A 19,815-nucleotide genomic window follows, 5' to 3' on the forward strand; every position below is an offset into this window, starting at 1 on the left:
GCTTGCTTGTGATATAATATAATTGTTCGCACTAAAGAATGTGGAAAACACAATAAGGAGGATATCTATGAAATATTTGCTTTTGGACACTAATATATTTTTAGACATGATTATTGATAGAAAAAACAATGTGTCTAAAGAATTAGTAAATACATTTATAAAACTATTAGATTTTAACCAAGTTAAGCTCGTTATTCCTGCCATTGTCATTCATGAAACTTATCGGCACATAGAAGAACAATTATCTGAAGTAGGTAAAAAGATTAAAAGTGCAATCGATGCAATTGACCAAATATATGGTGTAAATGGTTACACTATTGAGGGATTTGAGGTAAAAGATTATAAAAAGAACTCGAAGAATGAGCTTAACACTTTGAAGCAACAATATGAAACGAGCCACACCCAGTATCTTAGCGAAATCAAGTTGCTAATACAAAGGGTTTTTCAGCATCCCAATTCTATTCTTGTTGAGGACAACGCAACGCTTAATGCTGCTTGTTTGCAAAGGAGAATATACAAAAAAGCTCCTTTCCATATTGAGAAAAAAGAATCATTTGCGGATGGGCTAATTACAGAAACATTGTTGCACATTAATGACTTAATTGACATGGCAGATGGTGATACAGTAATTTTTGTCACAGGGAATACCAGTGATTTTTCAAACAGAGATGCTAAAGAAAAACTCCACGAAGATATCTTATATGATTTATCAAAAAGAGGATTAGATAGCAAAATAAAATATGTAACGCAATTTAACAAATTGGTTGGAGCAGACTTGAAAACTGAGGTAGAAGAAGCAAAACTGTCAGAGGAATTTGAAAAGGAACTTCGTGAAAATGAAGAACAGGATAGGCTAATGCTTGACGCTGAGATAGATGATTATGAAAGAGAATCTGTTGGACTATCCTCTCTTGGGAGTTTTGAAGACAATTTCCTGGAAAGCTTTCGAGAATCTCATTTTGCCGAAACCGTTGTTTCCTTATTTGAACGACTAAATAAATGTTATAGTAATGTTGAAGAACTGTTCTACTTTTTTTCAGAAGAACTTCCTGATTTTATTTCTGCAATTGAGATAGATGAGGTAAGCCATTTCACAACTACTTGGAATGAGCATTTTTCAGAAAACTCAGACTTTCTTGTCGAAACAAATATCGGTGGTATCCTAAGCATTTTTGATGTACTGGAAAGTAAAGCTGTTGAATACGATTTATCTGAATACGAAAACAGCTTACCAGATAGTCTTGAATATGGTGACAATGTCTGTTTCTGTGGAAAAGGCAAAATAAAATATACATTAAAAATGGATGAGTTGTATCTTAGCTGTGATAATGGTGGCAGTGACCAATTAGATATCTGTTTGTTTAACTCTCGCAATGAATCTTTAGGAGAAGGTTATATAAGCATTACCTACGGATTTGTTGATTTTGATGATGAAGGAAATGTAGGAGATGCATGTGACGAGGATATAGAATATAACATTACCGGAATCACATCTGCCATAGAAAATATTGTGCAAGAATTTGAGGAAAGGATAGAAACCGATAAGATTATTTTAGAACAGTTAAAAGCAGAATTTAATATTTAAGAAACTATAAAAGCATTTATCATCTTGATAGATGCTTTTTTTATGCCCAAAATCAGAAAGGAGTACCCCACTATGGCAGAAAAACAAAACCCCAAAGAACGGTTAAAAGAAATAACCGATAGCATTGAAATTGGCATTAAGGAGCTTTTTGAGAGCGACAAATATAAAAGCTATCTTCAGACCATGAGCCGCTTTCACAAATACTCTTTGAACAACACCTTACTTATCTCCATGCAAAAGCCCGATGCCACTCTTGTGGCAGGCTTCAATAAATGGCGAGATGGCTTTTCACGATTTGTTAAAAAAGGTGAAAAAGGTATTAAAATCATTGCACCCACGCCGTATAAAATCAAGGAGGAACGAGAAAAGCTCGACCCACTGACCAAAGCCCCTCTCCTTGATGTAAACGGTAAGGTGCAGACTGAGGAGGTGGAAGTACAGATACCCATGTTCCGTGTAGTATCTGTATTTGATGTATCCCAAACCGAGGGTGAGCCGTTGCCCACTCTTGCAAGCGATTTAACAGGCAATGTAAAACAATTTGATGTGTTCATGGAAGCTATTAAACGCACCGCACCTGTTCCTATTGAAATTATGCCACTGCCCAAGGATACGGACGGCTACTATCACACAGAAGAAAAACGCATTGCAATTCGTGAGGGTATGAGCGAAGTACAGACCATTTCTGCCGCCATTCACGAGGTGGCACATTCTCTTTTGCATAACCGAGAAATGGAAAAAGAGCTGCAAGCACAGCAGGACGAAACTGCAAATCCCAATAAGCCCAAAAACCGCAACACAGAGGAAGTTGAAGCGGAAAGCATTTCCTTTGCCGTTTGCAGCTATTACGGCATACAGACCGCCGAGAATAGCTTGGGATATATTGCTTCTTGGAGCAAGGGCAAGGAACTTGCCGAGCTTCGGGCTTCACTGGAAACCATCAACAAAACCTCGTCAGAGCTGATAACCGGCATTGATACGCACTTTGCTGAAATTATAAAAGAGCGTGGCATTGATTTGACCGCTGAAATCTCTGTGCTGGAGCAAGCCCCCGACCTTAATAAAGTGCAGATTACCGAGGACGGCTATAACATTGAGGTGGATGGACATATCGGCACATGGTATGTCATTGATACCGAGGTTGTGGACAGCACAAAATACTATCTTCTTGAGCATGAGGAACACGGTGACGGTGCTGCCTGTATCATTGTGGATGGTGACGGTAAACTGGTGCTTGACGATGTTTGGAACGGCTTTGATGACCTCAAGGAACATTTTGAAAGCAGAGCTGCCGAGGAACAGCGAATTGATGAGCCTGTCCAACATGACTATCCTATGCCCGACCCCACAGTTAGCATTGATGACCGCAATGCCTATGGCTACACCGACCATGAACTGCTACCGCTTTCAAAGGAACGAGCCGCAGAGCTTTGGGAACAGGATTTGACGGTATATCTGCTTTATGAGGACAACACCGAAGCAATGGCTTTTGACCGTGAAGATATTGATAATCACGATGGACTTTTCGGTATTGAGAAAACGGACTGGCTTGACCTGCAGGAGCATGAGGGCGATAGTAAATCTTCCCCCGATATGTCAGAACAGCTCTTTTTGGAACGCACCGACAATGCCTTTGCTATCTATCAGCTAAAGGACGGTGCAGAGCTTAGAGATTACCGCTTTGAGGGGCTTGACTGGATAAATAGCAAGGGGCTGACCGTAGAACATGATAATTACAACTTTGTCTACTCTGAGCCGTTTACCAACTATGTCACCCAAAGAGATAGGCTTGAAGAATTATGGGATAGGTTTAACAATGACCACCCTGCCGATTTTAAAGGACATTCTTTGTCGGTCAGTGACATCGTTGCTATCAAGCAAGACAGCGTTGTAACATACCATTACTGCGATAGTTTCGACTTTGTTGAGCTGCCAAAGTTTGCAGAGCCGACACCTCTCGTGCCGGACAGCTATGTAACAGGCGAAAAAATTGATACCCCAAGAGGTCGCTTTTCACTTACAACAATGACCAAGGAGCAGATGGAGCAAGCAGGCTACGGCTACCACCATTCTTCGGATAACGGAGCGTATCTTATTATGGGTAACGGCACCCGTGCCTTTGCTATTGTGAATGAAGATAACCCCCTCCGCACTGCCGAGCTGTCCACCGAGCAGAATTACAATCAGATTGACGGTATCATCAACAATGAGCCTACCGTGGCAGAGCTTGAGGAACAATCCAAAAGTGGCACACCAATTTCCCTTATGGATTTGCTTGCTGCCACACGCAGAGAGGAAAAGCAATCGGTTATGGAACAGCTTGCAAAGCCGCCACAGACACAGGAAAAATCAAAAAAAGCACCCCTAAAAGGTGCAGAAATGGAGTTATGATTATGAGTAGATTTACAGTAGAGGAAAGTAATTTGATGTGCATTTATAATATAGGTTCAAGAGCAGATTTGCTCTTAGAGCTTACAGAAATGCAAAGCCACCTTGTAGCAGATGAAACAGAACTGCTTACCCTTACCAAAGCAGTTTTGAAAAAGCTATCCGCTATGAGTGATGAGGAATTTGAGAGCCTTTCGGGTGAGCTTATTCCCGATTTTGAGTAGGCGAAAGTCTACTCATTTTCACATCAAAATGTATACCTATTGTTTTCGTTTTGTACATGGTATAATGTAATAATTAAGCAATTAAATTATACTTTAATATATGTTCTAAGGCGGTGATAACAATGGAGAATTTTATCAGTAAAACTGAATATGAAGTAGCTCTTAATGCAATTCAAAAATCATTGGATACAAAAGTTGAAGAAATTGAGCTTTCGGATAAAATACCAACCTTAAATGATACACAGGATAATAATAAGGTGTTTCGTGGTAAACTCTCGGTTTTATTTGTTGATATGAGAAAATCTACTGATTTGACAGATGATTTGAAATCTAAGAAGATGGTGAAGATTTATCGTTCATTCATAAGAATGATTATTCAAGCTATCAGATATTCTGGTGGAGAAACTCGTCAGTTTGCCGGAGACGGAGTCATGGGTGTTTTTCAAGATAGTGTTGATGGTGGTGAAAAAGTCACTTCTTCCGCTAAAGCTGTTCAAGCAGCTCGATACATAATTACAATGATGGACTACTGCCTTAATCCATTACTATCAAAGAATATGGATGGTCTATCTATCGCTTGTGGTGTTGGTATATGTACTGGCACTGTACTTGTAACTAAAGTTGGTATGCGTGGCAAAGAACAAGACGACACTTCAGAAAATGAAATGGGACTTGTATGGACAGGTAAAACAACAAATTATGCAAGTCGTTATTGTGGGTTGGCTAATTCCTGCGAAATTTTTATTGATAGTAAGACATACAGCGAGTCAAACGATAAATCTGCTTGGAATGAATGTAGCCGTATTAAAGGTAGCAAGGCTTTCAAAGGCTTTGTATCTCATGAATATTATCTTGATTTAGATGATGCAATAAGTCAAGAACCTGTAAAAGCTACAAATAAAGATACAGATATTTCGTTTGTTCAAGAAATTTTTGATGATACCAAAGAGCAATCATTGCTTTTAATTGATGAAATCTCTAAAAAGTCAATGGAACTTTCAAAACGACTAGAAGAAGTGAAAAAGCGTGAAACGGAATGCCAACAAAAACAGAACACTTTGTCCTCCAAAGAAGCTCAACTGAAAACTAAAGAAAACCAACTAATAGCGAAACAAAATGTACTCAACAAACAGGAAATCAAACTGCATTGGGACGAATATAATTTGCACAAAAAGTTATTCTCTGACACTCATTGTAAAGATGAGATTGTTACAATCTCGGGGAAAGATTTTTGGTTAAAACAAATTAATCTAATGTTTGAATTAGGAAACAAGTTTGGAAAGTCAGAAATTGATGTTAAATGTGATTTAGATTGTTATTTGGTTAGAATCTATATATGTTTTAATATGTTTGATGAAGCATATGATGCTCTATGTATTCAAGCAGAGTATGGCTCATGGCTAAATGAAAGTATAACTATTGATGTATTGAGTAAAAGCAGATTATCTAGTAGAATGCGTAGCATATTGGAAAACAGGCAATGGAACAACGATGATTGTAAAAAAATATTAAAAAAAATGAACGAATTGAGGATTGGATTATGAAATTAGATAAAGATGATTTAAACCAAATTTTAGATAGAAATATTGCATGGATAGAAAATTGTGACAACAAAGCTTCTATTATGTTAGGAGCTTTTGGGGTTGCTTTGAGTGTAATTTTTGCTCTTGACTATGCCACCATCATTCTAAATGTGATACAAGAAAAATGGTCAAATCCTTCATTTGGTAATATTGCTTTTTTGATTTTAGTAACTTTATCCTTGTGTGCATTTTTGTATGGTGGTTATAAATTGATAAAGACACTTACACCTAAAATTGATATGAGGAATTTAGGAGCTGATGAAAAAATGTGCAGCAACTCTATCATATATTTCTCTACTATTGCTATACACTCAAATTATACAAAATTCTTAGACAGACTTAAAGAAACTAATGATGATAATTATTTAAATGATATTTCATCACAAATTTATATTTGTGCGAAAATATGCGACCTAAAGTTCAAAGACTATAAAAAAGGGTTGCATTTTTCGATAAGTGGTCTGCTCGCTTTTATGTTACTTATCACTTGTGGATATTTTATATAATGCACTGGTAAATACATTAACAAGCCCTCTTATACAGCATTTGAAAATGAAATTTCACGAGCAAAATGCCTGCCGACGTAATAGTCTATAGGCATTTTTTTATTACTCAAAAACGAAAGGAGATTTTTATGCCAACAAAAACTCAAGCCTTTGCACAGCTTGCAGAGCATACCGCCGAAAGGCTGACAAGCAGCCTTGCCAACTGGACAGGCTTTCTTGCCACCGTGGGGCGGCTATATAAATACCCCTACCATGAACAACTTATGATTTATGCACAAAGACCCGATGCAACGGCTTGTGCCGATTATGAGCTGTGGAACAGTAAAATGAACAGATATGTTCGCCGTGGCTCTACGGGTATTGCCCTGCTTGACCCCACAGGTGATACCCCAAAACTGAAATATGTGTTTGATGTTTCCGATACGGGCGGCAGAGATAATTCTCGCCGCCCTTTCCTTTGGGAAATGAAAGAACACCACGAACAGCCCCTTTTAGAAATGCTCGAGGACAAATTTGGTGTAAGCGGTGATAATCTTGCCGATGGATTTTACAACATTGCCAAAGATTTGGCGGCAGAGTATTATGATAACCACAAAGAGGACTTACCCTATTTTGCTGAAAACAGCTTTTTAGAGGATTATGACGAGGATAACCTCAAAGCAGCTTTTGAAAATGCTGCCACCGTCAGCATTGCCTACACCCTTATGAAACGGTGTGGACTGGATACTGAAAGCTACTTTGAGCATGAAGATTTTTCTCCTATCTTTGACTTTAACACCTCCGCTGCTGTCAGCCTTTTGGGTACGGCGGTCAGTGAGCAAAGTGAACAGGTTTTCAGACAAATATCACTCACCATAATCAAAACAGAGCGTGAAAGGAGAAACGAATATGAACGAAATCACTTACAGCCGGAACGGGGATTATCTGATACCCGACATCAAACTGAAGGAGCAGCCGACACAGCCCCTCGGCAAGTACGGCAGAATGAGGAAAACCTACTTGCAGGAACACCGCAAAGCCCTGTTCAGCCACCTGTTACTGAGCGAGAAGCTGCAAGCCCACCTACTGGAGATAGACCAGACGGCGAACAGGCGACTGGAGCAGATAATGGCAGACTTGCAGAAAACCCAAGTGCCGCCGGACAAGATGACACAGCAGTTGGAATGGGTGGGACACATGAACAACCTCAAAACCCAAGCGGAGGAAATCATACTGACGGAGCTTATTTACAGCTAACCCTATTCCCCTCCGAGCAGGAACAAATACAGAACATAGCGGACAGACAAGAGCGTGAAAACACGCAAGGTCAGTCCGCTTTTTCTATGCCCCACAGTGAGATTGAATACGAGCTAAAGCACGGCACAGGTACACAAGGCGGCAAACTCCGTGTCTATGGGTTTTATAAGAAAAACCCTACCGAAAAGGCGGCAGTTGACTTTCTTAAAAATGAGTTTGGGTGGTATGGTCACAGCCATACATTTTCAGATGGTACAAGCGGTTTTATAGATTATCAGCCGTCAAAAGGCATGACCATAGACCACTATGATACCAACAGCAAAAGCACTGTCAAGTGGACGGAAATTGAAAAACATATCCATGCATTAGTAGCCACAGACCGCTATTTAACAGCGGAGGAAAAAGCACAATATGAGGAACAGCAGCTTGCTGCTGTTGGGCTTGAAAATATTGTACCTCAACCAACAGCAGAGCTACAACCGCAATCTGCATTAACTGATACCATACAGACGGCTGCTCCCGAAATAAAGGCAGAAATCACCCAATCCGATATTGAAACCGCTTTGCTTGATTGGAACGGTGACGAGGACAGCAAGGCAAGGGTGCTTTCCTATATGAAAAGCCACAGCCGTGAGCGTGGCACAGCCGACTGGCTGAAAAATGAGTACGGCGGTAATCTTCCAGCCCTTCCTGTAATCAAGGACGATTTATCCGTTGAACTGCCGTGGGCAAAGGTGCAGCGGCTTGTTGGTCAGCTTGTTATGCAAAACAAGTTTTTTGTAAATAACGAAGCTGAACGCCACACCGTGGAGCAGACCTCCGATGCGTGGGAACAGCCCTTTATTGTCCGTGACAATACTATCCCCGACAGCGATAAGGACAGATACCACCATACAGAGGACAGCTATCTCACCTATGACACCGAGGAACAGGCACAGGCGATGGCAGACCGCTTGAACGGTATAGAGCCACCACACACAGCGGAGCTTACCTTGGAAATGTACGATACTGAAAATCCCGACATTTTTAAGGTCAAGGAAAACAGCTATTTAGTTTCAGCCGAGGTAAATGCCCCGCAAGAAATATGGGAGCGTTTTGCCCTCAAGGGGCTTGCTCCAAAGGAGGACAGCCAACAGCGGCTTGTCTTTGAAACGGACGGCAACAACTGGAACCGATTTTATATCCCCGATACCTATGGCAACAAGTGGAACAACATCAATGCCTTTGATGTGCTTACCTCCGAGGAAGTCAAAACCATGTGGGAGGTGGTGCAAAAAGTAGTCCCTGCCGAGGAAAAACAAGCGGAAACCACCCCTATTCCTTACAGTAAAGGCGATACCGTCTATCTTGAAAACGGTACGCCTTTTTTGATTGAGGAAATCACCGAAAATCAAGTGACCCTGCGTGACCCCTCTTTGTTTTATCCTGTGCTGAGAGCTGAGAGCCGTGATAGCTTCTTACAGCTTTTGGAGCGTTATCCACAAACCAAGGCAGTGCAGGAGCAAGCCGAGGATTTTCACATTACTGATACCCATTTAGGCGAGGGCAACAAGCGAGAAAAGTTTCAGCGTAACATCGCTGCCATTACCACCTTGCAGACCCTTGAGCGTGAAAACCGTTTTGCCACCAAAGAGGAGCAGGAAACCTTGTCCCAATATGTCGGTTGGGGCGGCTTGCCCGATGTATTTGATGAAACAAAAGACAGTTGGCACAGCGAATATTTACAATTAAAAGACCTTTTGACTGAGGACGAGTACGATATGGCAAGGGCAAGCACCCTCAATGCCCACTACACCTCTCCCACTGTCATTCAAGCAATATATGATGCAGTAGGACAAATGGGCTTTACCACAGGCAACATCTTAGAGCCTGCCTGCGGCACAGGACACTTTTTCGGTATGCTGCCCGAGAGTATGCAAGGCTCTAACCTCTATGGTGTGGAGCTTGACAGCATTACAGGCAGAATTGCAAAGCAACTCTACCCAAGTGCCAATATCGCTATCACAGGCTTTGAAAAAACAGACCTCCCCGACAGCTTTTTCGACCTTGCTATTGGCAATGTACCCTTTGGCAACTACAAGCTCAGTGAAAAACGCTATGATAACCAAAACTTCCTTATTCACGACCACTTTTTTGCAAAGGCACTGGATAAAGTCCGCCCTGGCGGTGTGGTTGCCTTTGTTACCTCCAAGGGAACAATGGACAAGAAAAATCCCGAAGTTAGGCGATACCTTGCACAGAGAGCTGAACTGCTCGGAGCTATCCGCTTGCCAAACAACGCATTTAGTAAAAATGCAGGCACGGAAGTCACCAGTGATATAATCTTTTTGCAAAAGCGTGACAATCCGATTGATGTGGATAGAGATTGGATACACCTTGGACTTGATGAAAATGACATTGCTATCAATAGCTATTTTGCAGAAAATCCCCACATGATACTCGGTAACATGGAAATGGTCAGCGGTCAGTTTGGTATGGAAAGTGCCTGTGTTCCCATCGAGGGTGCAGAGCTATCCGAACAGTTAAAAGCGGCTGTCCGTAACATTGAGGGCGAAATCAGCGAAGCGGATCTGCCCGATATAGAAATCTCCGAGCAAGTGTCACTCCCTGCCGACCCCAATGTGAAAAACCATACCTACACACTTGTGGACGGCGAGGTTTACTTTCGTGAAAACAGCCGTATGGTAAAGCCTGCTCTTAATCAGACCGCAAAAGAGCGTGTCGCAGGGCTTGTGGAGCTGCGAGAATGCGTGAATGACCTTATCAACTATCAGCTTGAGGATTTTAGCGATGAAGTCATCAAAGCAGAACAGGTCAAGCTCAATCGGCTCTACGATACCTTTACCGCAAAATATGGGCTAATAAACAGCCGTGGCAACTCCCTTGCTTTTAGTGAGGACAACTCCTACTACCTCCTCTGCTCTTTGGAAGATGTGGACGAGGACGGCAAGCTGAAAGCCAAGGCGGATATGTTCACAAAACGCACCATAAAAAAAGCTGCCAATATCACAAGCGTGGACACTCCCTCTGAAGCTCTCGCCGTTTCCATTGCGGAAAAAGCAAAGGTAGATTTGTCTTTCATGGCAGAGCTGACAGGGCTATCGGAAGAAGAAATTGCAGCACAGCTTAACGGTGTTATCTTCCGTGTTCCCGAGCTGTACCACACCGATGCACCGCCCCATTATGTCACAGCAGACGAATACCTTTCCGGCAATGTCCGTGAAAAACTCCGCACCGCCCAGCTTGCCGCCCAAACAAACGAGGAATACAAGGCTAATGTTGAAGCACTAAAGCAGGCACAGCCCAAGGATTTAGATGCAAGCGAAATTGAGGTGCGTATTGGCAGCACTTGGATTGATAAAGAGTATATGCAGGAATTTATGTATGAACTCTTTGACACCCCATATCGCAATCAAGGCAGTATCAAGGTCAACTACTCCAACTTCACTGCGGAATGGAGCGTGACCGCCAAAAACTCTATCAGCTATGATGATGTTGCCGCCTATGCCACCTACGGCACAGACCGGGCTAACGCATACAAGATTTTTGAAGATACCCTCAATCTCCGTGATGTGCGTATCTATGACACCAAAACCGAGCCGGACGGCAAGGAAATCCGTGTGCTGAATGTAGAAGCCACACAGCTTGCACAGCAAAAACAGCAGCTTATCAAAGATGCATTTAAGGATTGGATATTCAGAGATGCAGACAGGCGGCAGACCCTTGTTAAGCTCTACAATGAGCGTTTCAATTCCATAAGACCCCGAGAATATGACGGCAGCCATATCAATTTTGTAGGTATGAACCCACAAATCAAGCTCCGTGAACACCAAATCAATGCCATTGCCCAGATCCTTTACGGCTATAACACCTTGCTTGCACACGAAGTAGGTGCAGGCAAAACCTTTGAAATGATTGCAGGGGCAATGGAAAGCAAGCGGCTTGGACTGTGCCAAAAACCACTTTTTGCCGTACCTAACCACCTAACCGAGCAATGGGCAAGCGAGTTTCTAAGGCTTTATCCTGCCGCCAATATCTTGGTGGCCACGAAGAAAGACTTTGAAACGAAAAACCGTAAGAAGTTTTGTGCGAGGATTGCCACAGGCGAATATGATGCGGTAATTATCGGTCACAGCCAGTTTGAGCGTATCCCTGTCTCTTTAGAACGGCAGGAACGCTTGCTCCGTGAGCAGATTGATGAAATCGAGCAAGGTATCCGAGAAGTAAAAGCAAGCGGCGGCGAGGGCTTTACTGTCAAGCAGTTTGAACGCACCAAAAAAGGGCTGATTGAGCGATTAAAAAAGCTTGAAGCAAGGGAACGCAAGGACAGCGTTGTTACCTTTGAGCAGCTTGGTGTAGACAGACTCTATGTGGACGAAGCCCACAGCTATAAAAATCTTTTCACATTTACAAAGATGCGTAATGTGGCAGGCTTATCCACCTCCGATGCTCAAAAATCCAGTGATATGTTCTTAAAGTGCCGTTACATGGACGAGCTGACAGGCGGAAAAGGTACGGTGTTCGCCACAGGTACTCCCGTGAGCAACTCAATGGTGGAGCTTTACACCATGCAGCGATATTTGCAGTATGACACTCTCAGACAAACAGGGCTTATTCATTTTGATGCTTGGGCTTCTACCTTTGGGGAAACGGTCACGCAAAACGAGCTTGCCCCCGAGGGCAAGGGCTACCGCCCACGCACACGGTTTTCAAAGTTTTTCAATTTGCCCGAGCTTATGTCCATGTTCAAAGAAGTTGCCGACATCAAGACCGCCGATGAGCTGAACTTGCCCACTCCCGAGGTTATCTATGAAACGGTGGTGGCAAAGCCTACCGAGATACAGCAGGAACTGGTGCAGGAGCTTTCGGAACGAGCCGCTAAAATCCACAATGACCGCATAGACCCCTCTATCGACAATATGCTGAAGGTGACCTCTGACGGGCGAAAATTGGGGCTTGACCAACGAGTGATTAACCCTATGCTGCCCGATGATGAAAACAGTAAGGTAAACACCTGTATAAACAATATTATGCGGATATGGGAGGACGGCAAGGACGATAAACTGACACAACTCTTGTTCTGCGACCTGTCCACCCCAAAAGGCAGACCCAAACTTGACCGTGTGGCAAAGGCAGGCGGCAGCACAATCAACGGTGTGGAGCTTCAAGCACTGGAAGATGCCCTGCCCGACGATGTAACAGCCCCCGAAACACAATTTAGCGTGTATGAGGACATACGGGATAAGCTCATCGCAAAAGGCGTGCCTGCCCACGAAATAGCTTTTATCCACGAAGCCAATACCGACACACGCAAAAAGGAACTGTTTGCAAAGGTGCGGAAAGGTGATGTCCGTGTCCTCCTTGGCAGCACCGCAAAATGCGGTGCCGGCATGAATGTGCAAGACCGCCTAATCGCTCTCCATGACCTTGATTGTCCTTGGCGTCCGGGGGATTTGACCCAACGCTCGGGCAGAATTGTCCGTCAAGGTAACGAAAACGAACAGGTAAAAATCTTCCGTTATGTCACCGAGGATACCTTTGATGCCTACCTTTGGCAGACCATAGAAAACAAGCAAAAATTCATCAGTCAGATTATGACCTCAAAATCTCCTGTCCGTTCCTGCGAGGATATAGACGAAGCGGCACTGTCCTATGCCGAGATTAAGGCTCTGTGTGCAGGCAATCCGCTTATAAAGGAAAAAATGGTGCGCCCATAAGTAATTACCACTAAAAGTAGTTGCGTGGGAATATTGAAATACCGCCTTAAGCAAGCGGTGGGTAAAAATATCGAGAAAGGCAGGTGAAAAAAAACAACCCATTATCTCACAACTTATCCATGAGGGGAAACCCAGTGGGGAGTGTAGCATGTTGTTGCAACGAAAGTTGCAGATATTTACAGGATAATAAAGCTCATAACAAGCTTGTAAATATGGAGATAAAACTTCATACATGAGGATAAAAGCTAAACTGCTTAAATGATAGCCAAAGCTTGGGAGTATCTTTTCCTAATTGCGAAATGAGATGAAACGCAATTCGTCCTTGCAGATGTTCTTCCATTTTGTGCATTTGCGTGATATTAAGGACAAAGCAACTTTTAGATAAAGTAAATGGCGAAAGTCGTATCCGACAGTATGAAAGGCTTATGTTTCAATATACCTAAATGGGGATGACCTAAACCTGAGAAATCGGGCATGGTTACACAGCTTCCGTAGTAGTCCGAGAAACCTGAATTGACAGGTAATGCCGTAAAACGGATGCGGGAAAGCCGCTCACATGGCGAAGGGAAGCAGTTTACTTTTTTAATACAAAAGAAAGGAAGGTGCGAGAGGCACTATGAGAAATCCAATTGCAGTATTAAATAGTCTAAGCGAGAAATCACAAAACAAAGAATATAGATTTGAAAGACTATACAGAAATCTATACAACCCCGAATTTTATCTACTGGCATATAAAAATATCTATGCAAATGACGGTAGTATGACTGTGGGGGCTGATGGCTCTACAATAGATGGTATGAGTAGCAAAAGAATTGAAAATATCATTGCAAAAATCAAGGATAAAAGCTACCAACCAAATCCAGCTCGAAGAACCTATATTGAAAAGAAAAACAGCACCAAAAAACGTCCGCTTGGCATACCGTCAAGTGACGATAAACTGGTACAAGAAGTAGTAAGGCTAATTTTAGAAAGTATCTATGAACCCAATTTTTCAAAGAACTCTCATGGGTTTAGACCAAAAAGAAGTTGCCACACAGCATTATTACAAATTCAAAGAACATTCACAGGGGCAACATGGTTCATAGAGGGCGATATTACAGCCTGCTTTGACAGCTTTGACCACCATGTACTAATTAGTATTTTACGCAGAAAAATCAATGATGAAGCCTTTATTGGGCTAATGTGGAAATTTCTAAAAGCCGGATATATGGAGCAATGGAAATATCACGCAACCTACTCCGGTACTCCACAAGGCTCCGGTGTAAGTCCAATTCTTGCAAATATCTATCTCAATGAATTGGATAATTACATAGAAGAATACAAGGCAAGTTTTGATTTAGGGAACTCCCTAAAACGCAAAAGAAATCCAGAATATGAACGAGTGCATGGAACGGCGTGTAGGTACAAAAAGTCAATGTCTAAAGTATGGGACAATCTAACTAAGGACGAAAAAGCAAAATCTGCACAGCAGTTGCGAAACTTAAAAGCCGAGGTTAGGAAACTATCTGTAAATCACCCGTTTGACACAAACTATAAGGCACTTCAATATGTGCGATATGCAGATGATTTCATTATCAGCATTATTGGCAGCAAAGAGGATGCTGAAAAAGTAAAAGCCGATATTGCAAAATTTGTATCAGAAAAGCTGAAACTAACACTTTCAGAAGAAAAAACAAAAATCACGCATACCTCTCAAAAGGCACGCTTTTTAGGCTATGACCTCATGGTATCTAAAAGCCAGGAAATTAAGCGTAATGCCAAAGGGATAAGAGTTAGAATTTATAGTGGCGTACTAAAACTCTATATACCTCACGACAAATGGGAACTCAAATTGCGTGAATATGGTGCTATTAAAACAGTTAAAAATGAGCATGGAAAAGACCGTTGGAAAGCCATTCACCGTGGAAAGTTGATAAACAAGACAGATATAGAAATATTATCAAAGTACAATTCGGAAATCAGAGGGTTATATAACTATTACTCTCTTGCTTGCAATGCCTGTGCAATTTCAAAATTTTCCAGCCTTATGAAATACAGTATGTTAAAAACCTTTGGAGCAAAATATCGCACCAAAGTATCTAAGATTAAATCAAAGTATGTGGAAAATGGTAATTTTACCGTTCACTACACAACTAAAACTGGAAATCGTCAATCTGTATTTTACAATGGCGGATATAAGAGGAAAACTACTCCTCTATTCGACCAAATCGATGTACTTGACTATCTCAAAAAATATGATAAGCCCAACAGCTTAGCAACAAAGCTGAAAAGCAATACTTGTGAGTTATGTGGTGCTATAAATGTAGAGGTTGAAATACATCAAGTTAAAAGGCTTAAAGATTTAACAGGTATAACAGAATGGGAGAAAATTATGCTGAAAAGGCATAGAAAGACCCTTGCCGTATGTGCTGACTGTCATAAAACAATCCACGCAAGTGATTAAATCGTAAGATGATAGTAAATGGCGAGCCGTATACGCCGAGAGGTGTACGTACGGTTCTGGAGGGAGTGGGCAACTCGCCTGCTTACCTCATGACTTGGATATTGAAGCGGCACGGCTGAAGCTCCTAAAAGCCAACCACCAAAGCACAAAATACCGTTTGGAGGACAATCTGCTGAAGCATTTCCCCGAAAGCATTGAACGGCACAAAGGCTACATCAAGGGCTTTGAACAGGACATGGTGACACTGGCAGAGCATACCCCAAAAGTGCCACAGGGCAGCGAACTGCCCAAAGATGATTTTAGGATTACCATTAAGGGCGATACCCTCACCGACAAGGACAATGCAGGGGCAGCAATTCTTGAAGCCTGCAAAGAGATAAAAAACAGCGACCCTGTGGAAATCGGCAGTTACAAAGGCTTTACCATGTATTTGAGCTATGCCGCCTTTGGCAATGAGCATACCCTCACCCTGAAAGGAGCGATGAGCCACACAGCGAAATTAGGGCTTGATGCAAGGGGAAATCTCACCCGTATCGACAATGCCTTAAATGGTATGCAGGGACGGTTACAGGCGGTGCAAAAGGAGCTTGAAAACCTCTATAATCAGCAGGCGGCGGCAAAAATAGAAGTGCAAAAACCCTTTGTGCAGGAACAGGAGCTAAAAGATAAAACTGCACGACTTGCGGTACTGGATAAGGAACTGAATATGAGTGCTATGCGGTCTGCAACAGCCAAGGACACCGAAGTGGTAGCTAAACGGGAACGCCCCTCTATCTTAGACAGCTTAAAGCAGCAGCCGCCAAAAGGCACTACACATTCCAAAAAAATCAAGTCAGAAAGAGAGGAACGCTAATGTCAAACAGACAGCGAAATATTCGTATACAGCTTAGAGTAACCGAGCAGGAAAAAGAGCTGATAGAACAGAAAATGCAGGAGCTTGGCACAAAGAACACCGAAGCCTATCTTCGCAAAATGGCGATTGATGGGCTGATTATTCACCTTGACACCGCCGATGTTAGAGAGCTTGTGCGAGTGCTGAGAGTAACCTCTAACAGCCTAAATCAGCTTACCAAACGAGTACATGAAACAGGCAGTATTTACGGCGAGGACATTGAGGATTTGCGAAAAAGCTATGACAGGCTTTGGGGAGCTGCGGAGGAAATCATGCTCCGGCTTGCAGCGATTTGAAATCCGTATCATGGACAGAAAGAAAAAGCCCTGCTATGCTTATCTCAAAGAAAAGGAGGTCGGTATTATGCGAATACTGCTGAAAATATTGCTGTTCCCCATTACCCTTATATTGTCTGTTATCGTGTTTGTGTGCCAATTTCTCTGCCTGTTCAGCTCCATGCTGCTATCCGTTTTTGCACTTCTCCTGTTCGTACTGGCACTTGCCATAATGGTGCTATTGGGGGAAGTCGAGGAAGGTTTAAAGGCACTGCTTGCCGCCTACCTTATCAGCCCTTACGGAATACCTATACTTGCAACTTGGCTCATCGGCACGGTGGACGGAATAAACGAACGGTTGAAAGCCATTTGATACTACGAGGGGCGATAGCATTTGTGTGCTATCGCCCCTTGATTACATCACTTTGCTTTTTATTACCAAAGATGGCTATTATGGGGGTCTTCCATTGCATCTGCTAAATCAGCTTCCCAATCTTCTCGTCCTTGATATGAAATTTCATATTCCCGTTCACTAATATAATCTTGAACAGATTGACTATCAAATGATTTTCCACACGCAGCACATTTCCATGTCATATCGCTTTCATCATATATTAATGTTTTATAATTGCACTCTGGGCATTCCAGTAATTCCGTTAAAACAGTTTTCCGTTTTCCAAGCTCCCGCTCCATTGTATCTGAAATAATGCAATTTTTATCTTTAATATATATTTCTTGTAGGTTTTCATATTGAGTGCCACAATAGTAGCATTTTACTGCATTGCCTTGGGTTTGAATTAAAAAAGTTTCAGCACATTTAGGACATGGAATACTTATATTTTTGTTTGCTAAATATGAAAAGGATACTTTAGATAAATTTTGGCTACAAATATCATCCGAAATATCTTTTTTCCTTTTTATGTAAGCCTCTTTGTCCTCATGAAGCGTTGTAATTTGTTCAGGAGCTATTATGGAATCAAAGTTTTCAAAGCGTTCATTTAGTGCATGATAAACCAAATGTTCAATAGCAGAAAAAGCGGATATTATCGTCGAAATAAGAACCTCAGCTTCTTCATTTACTTCGTAATGTTGAATTTTATTTCTTGTATCCGCAAGATTTACTAAAGCACCATGGTATTTCAATAAGTCAATATCACAAATATTACGAACACGCATTAAAGCCACCCTAAGTCCTATTGTTTTAGTGCCTTTTCCATTTTTATAATCGTCTATTTGCTCATATATTAAAGTTTTGTGTTCTCGCACTAAAATCTCTTTTAAAATTAATTCGGCACTATGATATAACATGATAATGCAAAATTTATAGCACCTTTCATCTGCATAGTTTTTTCCATTCACATAGTAATCTATAGCTTCGGACAATGAGTCCATTGCATTTTCCAATAAATTTAATCGCATTGTATTCCTCTCTATTTAACTCAAAAAGTTAATTTTTTACTTTAAGTATACTACCCAAAAACATTTATTTCAATTGAGAATTTAAAAACAGGAGGTGTTATTATCGCTACCACAAGGCTTATTTCTATGCACCAAAACAAAGGGAAATCCATAGCAGATTGTCTTGCCGACCGCACTGATTATGCTAAAAATCCCGACAAAACAAATGACGGCGAACTGTTATCCTCTTACCAGTGCGACCCACGAACGGTGCAAGCCGAATTTATGCTCTCTAAGCGGCAATATGATGATATTACAGGCAGAAAACAAGCAAGCAATGTCATTGCCTATCAGATACGGCAAGCCTTTAAGCCGGAGGAAATATCGCCGGAGCTTGCAAATAAAATCGGCTATGAACTTGGTATGAGCTTCACCAAAGGCAACCACGCCTTTATCGTTGCCACGCACATAGACAAAGCCCATATTCATAATCACATTATCTTCAATTCAACTACCCTTGACTGCGAGAAAAAGTTTCGGGATTTTCTTGGCAGCGGTCGGGCGATTGCCAAAATATCTGACCGCATTTGTCTTGAAAATAACCTTTCAATTATTGAAAAGCCCAAACGCTCTAAGGGGCATTATGGCAAATGGCTTGGCGATAATAAACCCCTCTCACACTCTGATAAATTAAGACAGACCATAGATGAAGTGCTTGCTAAAAAGCCTACAACCTTTGACGAGTTTTTACAGCTCATGCAGGGTGCAGGCTATGAAATAAAAAGTGGCAAGCACTATGCCTTTAAGGGTGCGGAGCAAAAGAAATTTATCCGTTTGCGTTCTCTCGGTGAGGGATATTCCGAAGATGAAATTAAGGCAATTATTGAGGGTAAAGCTCCCCAAAGAGAGGTTAAAAAGTCCTCTGCCAAACAACCAAAACGGCAAGAAAAATCAATCAATCTACTTGTGGATATACAGGCAAAATTACAGCAAGGCAAGAGCAAAGGCTATGAGCAGTGGGCAAAGATTTTCAATCTAAAGCAAATGGCACAGACGGTCAATTTCTTGCAGGAACATAAGCTGCTTGCTTATTCTGATTTAGAGGGAAAAGCAAAGAAATGCACTGCTACCTTTGACGAGCTGAACACTCAAATTAAGACCTCCGAAAAACGTATGGCTGAAATACAAGTGTTAAAAAAGCACATCATCAACTATGCTAAAACCCGAGAAGTTTATACAGACTACCGTAAGGCAGGCTACTCACAAAAGTTTTATGAGGAACACCGTGCAGAGCTGACATTGCATAAGGCGGCAAAGGCGGCTTTTGATGAGCTTAGTATGAAAAAGCTCCCCACAGTTAAGACCCTGCAAGCTGAATATACCGACTTGCTTTCAGAGAAGAAAAAGGCATATGGGCAGTACCATGCAGCGAAAAAAGAAATGCAAGATATTCTGACCGCAAAGGCGAATATCGACAGACTTTTAGGACTGGAACAGGAGCAAAAGGAAAAAGAAAAATCACAGGAACAGCGGTAAGCTGCACTGTGATTTCATCAGCTCCCAAAGGG

The 19,815-nt window shown here is 41.9% G+C and carries 12 protein-coding genes; 11 read left to right on the plus strand and 1 reads right to left on the minus strand.

Annotation, left to right across the window (positions count from 1 at the left end):
- Positions 1-67 precede the first annotated feature (67 nt).
- The 10 genes from BUB90_RS19375 (at position 68) to BUB90_RS19425 (ending at position 17,222) form a co-directional block, all read left to right on the plus strand.
- On the plus strand, positions 68-1,585 hold the full coding sequence (locus BUB90_RS19375; protein WP_073290534.1) for a PIN domain-containing protein: 1,518 nt from the start codon (positions 68-70) through the stop codon (positions 1,583-1,585).
- 72 nt (positions 1,586-1,657) lie between these two features.
- Positions 1,658-3,976 (plus strand): YodL domain-containing protein, encoded by a 2,319-nt coding sequence (locus BUB90_RS23825; protein WP_073290536.1) that lies wholly within the window; start codon positions 1,658-1,660, stop codon positions 3,974-3,976.
- Positions 3,977-3,978: 2 nt separating this feature from the next.
- Complete coding sequence (locus BUB90_RS19385; RefSeq protein WP_073290538.1) at positions 3,979-4,197, plus strand: transposon-transfer assisting family protein; 219 nt, start codon at positions 3,979-3,981, stop codon at positions 4,195-4,197.
- A gap of 122 nt (positions 4,198-4,319) precedes the next feature.
- Positions 4,320-5,741, plus strand: a complete 1,422-nt coding sequence (locus BUB90_RS19390; protein ID WP_073290540.1) for an adenylate/guanylate cyclase domain-containing protein — start codon at positions 4,320-4,322, stop codon at positions 5,739-5,741.
- Positions 5,738-6,286: a hypothetical protein gene (locus BUB90_RS19395; RefSeq protein WP_073290543.1), complete on the plus strand. Its 549-nt coding sequence runs from the start codon at positions 5,738-5,740 to the stop codon at positions 6,284-6,286. Before BUB90_RS19390 ends, BUB90_RS19395 begins: the two co-directional genes overlap by 4 nt.
- 128 nt (positions 6,287-6,414) lie before the next feature.
- Positions 6,415-13,239 (plus strand): SNF2-related protein, encoded by a 6,825-nt coding sequence (locus BUB90_RS24555; RefSeq protein WP_456297824.1) that lies wholly within the window; start codon positions 6,415-6,417, stop codon positions 13,237-13,239.
- Between the two features lie 616 nt (positions 13,240-13,855).
- Complete coding sequence (locus tag BUB90_RS19410) at positions 13,856-15,682, plus strand: reverse transcriptase/maturase family protein (protein ID WP_073290547.1); 1,827 nt, start codon at positions 13,856-13,858, stop codon at positions 15,680-15,682.
- Positions 15,683-15,776: 94 nt separating this feature from the next.
- The gene (locus tag BUB90_RS19415; protein ID WP_073290549.1) at positions 15,777-16,535 is read left to right on the plus strand and encodes a hypothetical protein; all 759 of its coding nucleotides are present in this window, start codon (positions 15,777-15,779) and stop codon (positions 16,533-16,535) included.
- On the plus strand, positions 16,535-16,870 hold the full coding sequence (locus BUB90_RS19420) for a plasmid mobilization protein (protein WP_073290551.1): 336 nt from the start codon (positions 16,535-16,537) through the stop codon (positions 16,868-16,870). Before BUB90_RS19415 ends, BUB90_RS19420 begins: the two co-directional genes overlap by 1 nt.
- Positions 16,857-17,222: a CD1845 family protein gene (locus tag BUB90_RS19425; RefSeq protein ID WP_139241817.1), complete on the plus strand. Its 366-nt coding sequence runs from the start codon at positions 16,857-16,859 to the stop codon at positions 17,220-17,222. The genes BUB90_RS19420 and BUB90_RS19425 overlap by 14 nt, the downstream gene beginning before the upstream one ends.
- 62 nt (positions 17,223-17,284) lie before the next feature.
- Here BUB90_RS19425 and BUB90_RS19430 read toward each other — a convergent pair whose 3' ends face one another.
- Positions 17,285-18,268 (minus strand): hypothetical protein, encoded by a 984-nt coding sequence (locus tag BUB90_RS19430; RefSeq protein ID WP_073290555.1) that lies wholly within the window; start codon positions 18,266-18,268, stop codon positions 17,285-17,287.
- A 102-nt stretch (positions 18,269-18,370) separates the two neighbouring features.
- Here BUB90_RS19430 and BUB90_RS19435 point away from each other — a divergent pair, with 102 nt between their 5' ends.
- Entirely contained in the window at positions 18,371-19,783 is a 1,413-nt protein-coding gene (locus tag BUB90_RS19435; RefSeq protein ID WP_073290557.1) for a relaxase/mobilization nuclease domain-containing protein, read from the plus strand.
- The last annotated feature ends 32 nt before the right edge of the window (positions 19,784-19,815 follow it).

This window comes from Anaerosporobacter mobilis DSM 15930, assembly GCF_900142955.1.
Classification (GTDB): domain Bacteria; phylum Bacillota; class Clostridia; order Lachnospirales; family Lachnospiraceae; genus Anaerosporobacter; species Anaerosporobacter mobilis.

Coding starts and splice junctions, on each gene's coding strand:
- BUB90_RS24555 (WP_456297824.1), top strand. CDS start 6,415: ATGCCAACAAAAACTCAAGCCTTTGCACAGCTTGCAGAGCATACCGCC.
- BUB90_RS19390 (WP_073290540.1), top strand. CDS start 4,320: ATGGAGAATTTTATCAGTAAAACTGAATATGAAGTAGCTCTTAATGCA.
- BUB90_RS23825 (WP_073290536.1), top strand. CDS start 1,658: ATGGCAGAAAAACAAAACCCCAAAGAACGGTTAAAAGAAATAACCGAT.
- BUB90_RS19395 (WP_073290543.1), top strand. CDS start 5,738: ATGAAATTAGATAAAGATGATTTAAACCAAATTTTAGATAGAAATATT.
- BUB90_RS19410 (WP_073290547.1), top strand. CDS start 13,856: ATGAGAAATCCAATTGCAGTATTAAATAGTCTAAGCGAGAAATCACAA.
- BUB90_RS19375 (WP_073290534.1), top strand. CDS start 68: ATGAAATATTTGCTTTTGGACACTAATATATTTTTAGACATGATTATT.
- BUB90_RS19385 (WP_073290538.1), top strand. CDS start 3,979: ATGAGTAGATTTACAGTAGAGGAAAGTAATTTGATGTGCATTTATAAT.
- BUB90_RS19420 (WP_073290551.1), top strand. CDS start 16,535: ATGTCAAACAGACAGCGAAATATTCGTATACAGCTTAGAGTAACCGAG.
- BUB90_RS19430 (WP_073290555.1), bottom strand. CDS start 18,268: ATGCGATTAAATTTATTGGAAAATGCAATGGACTCATTGTCCGAAGCT.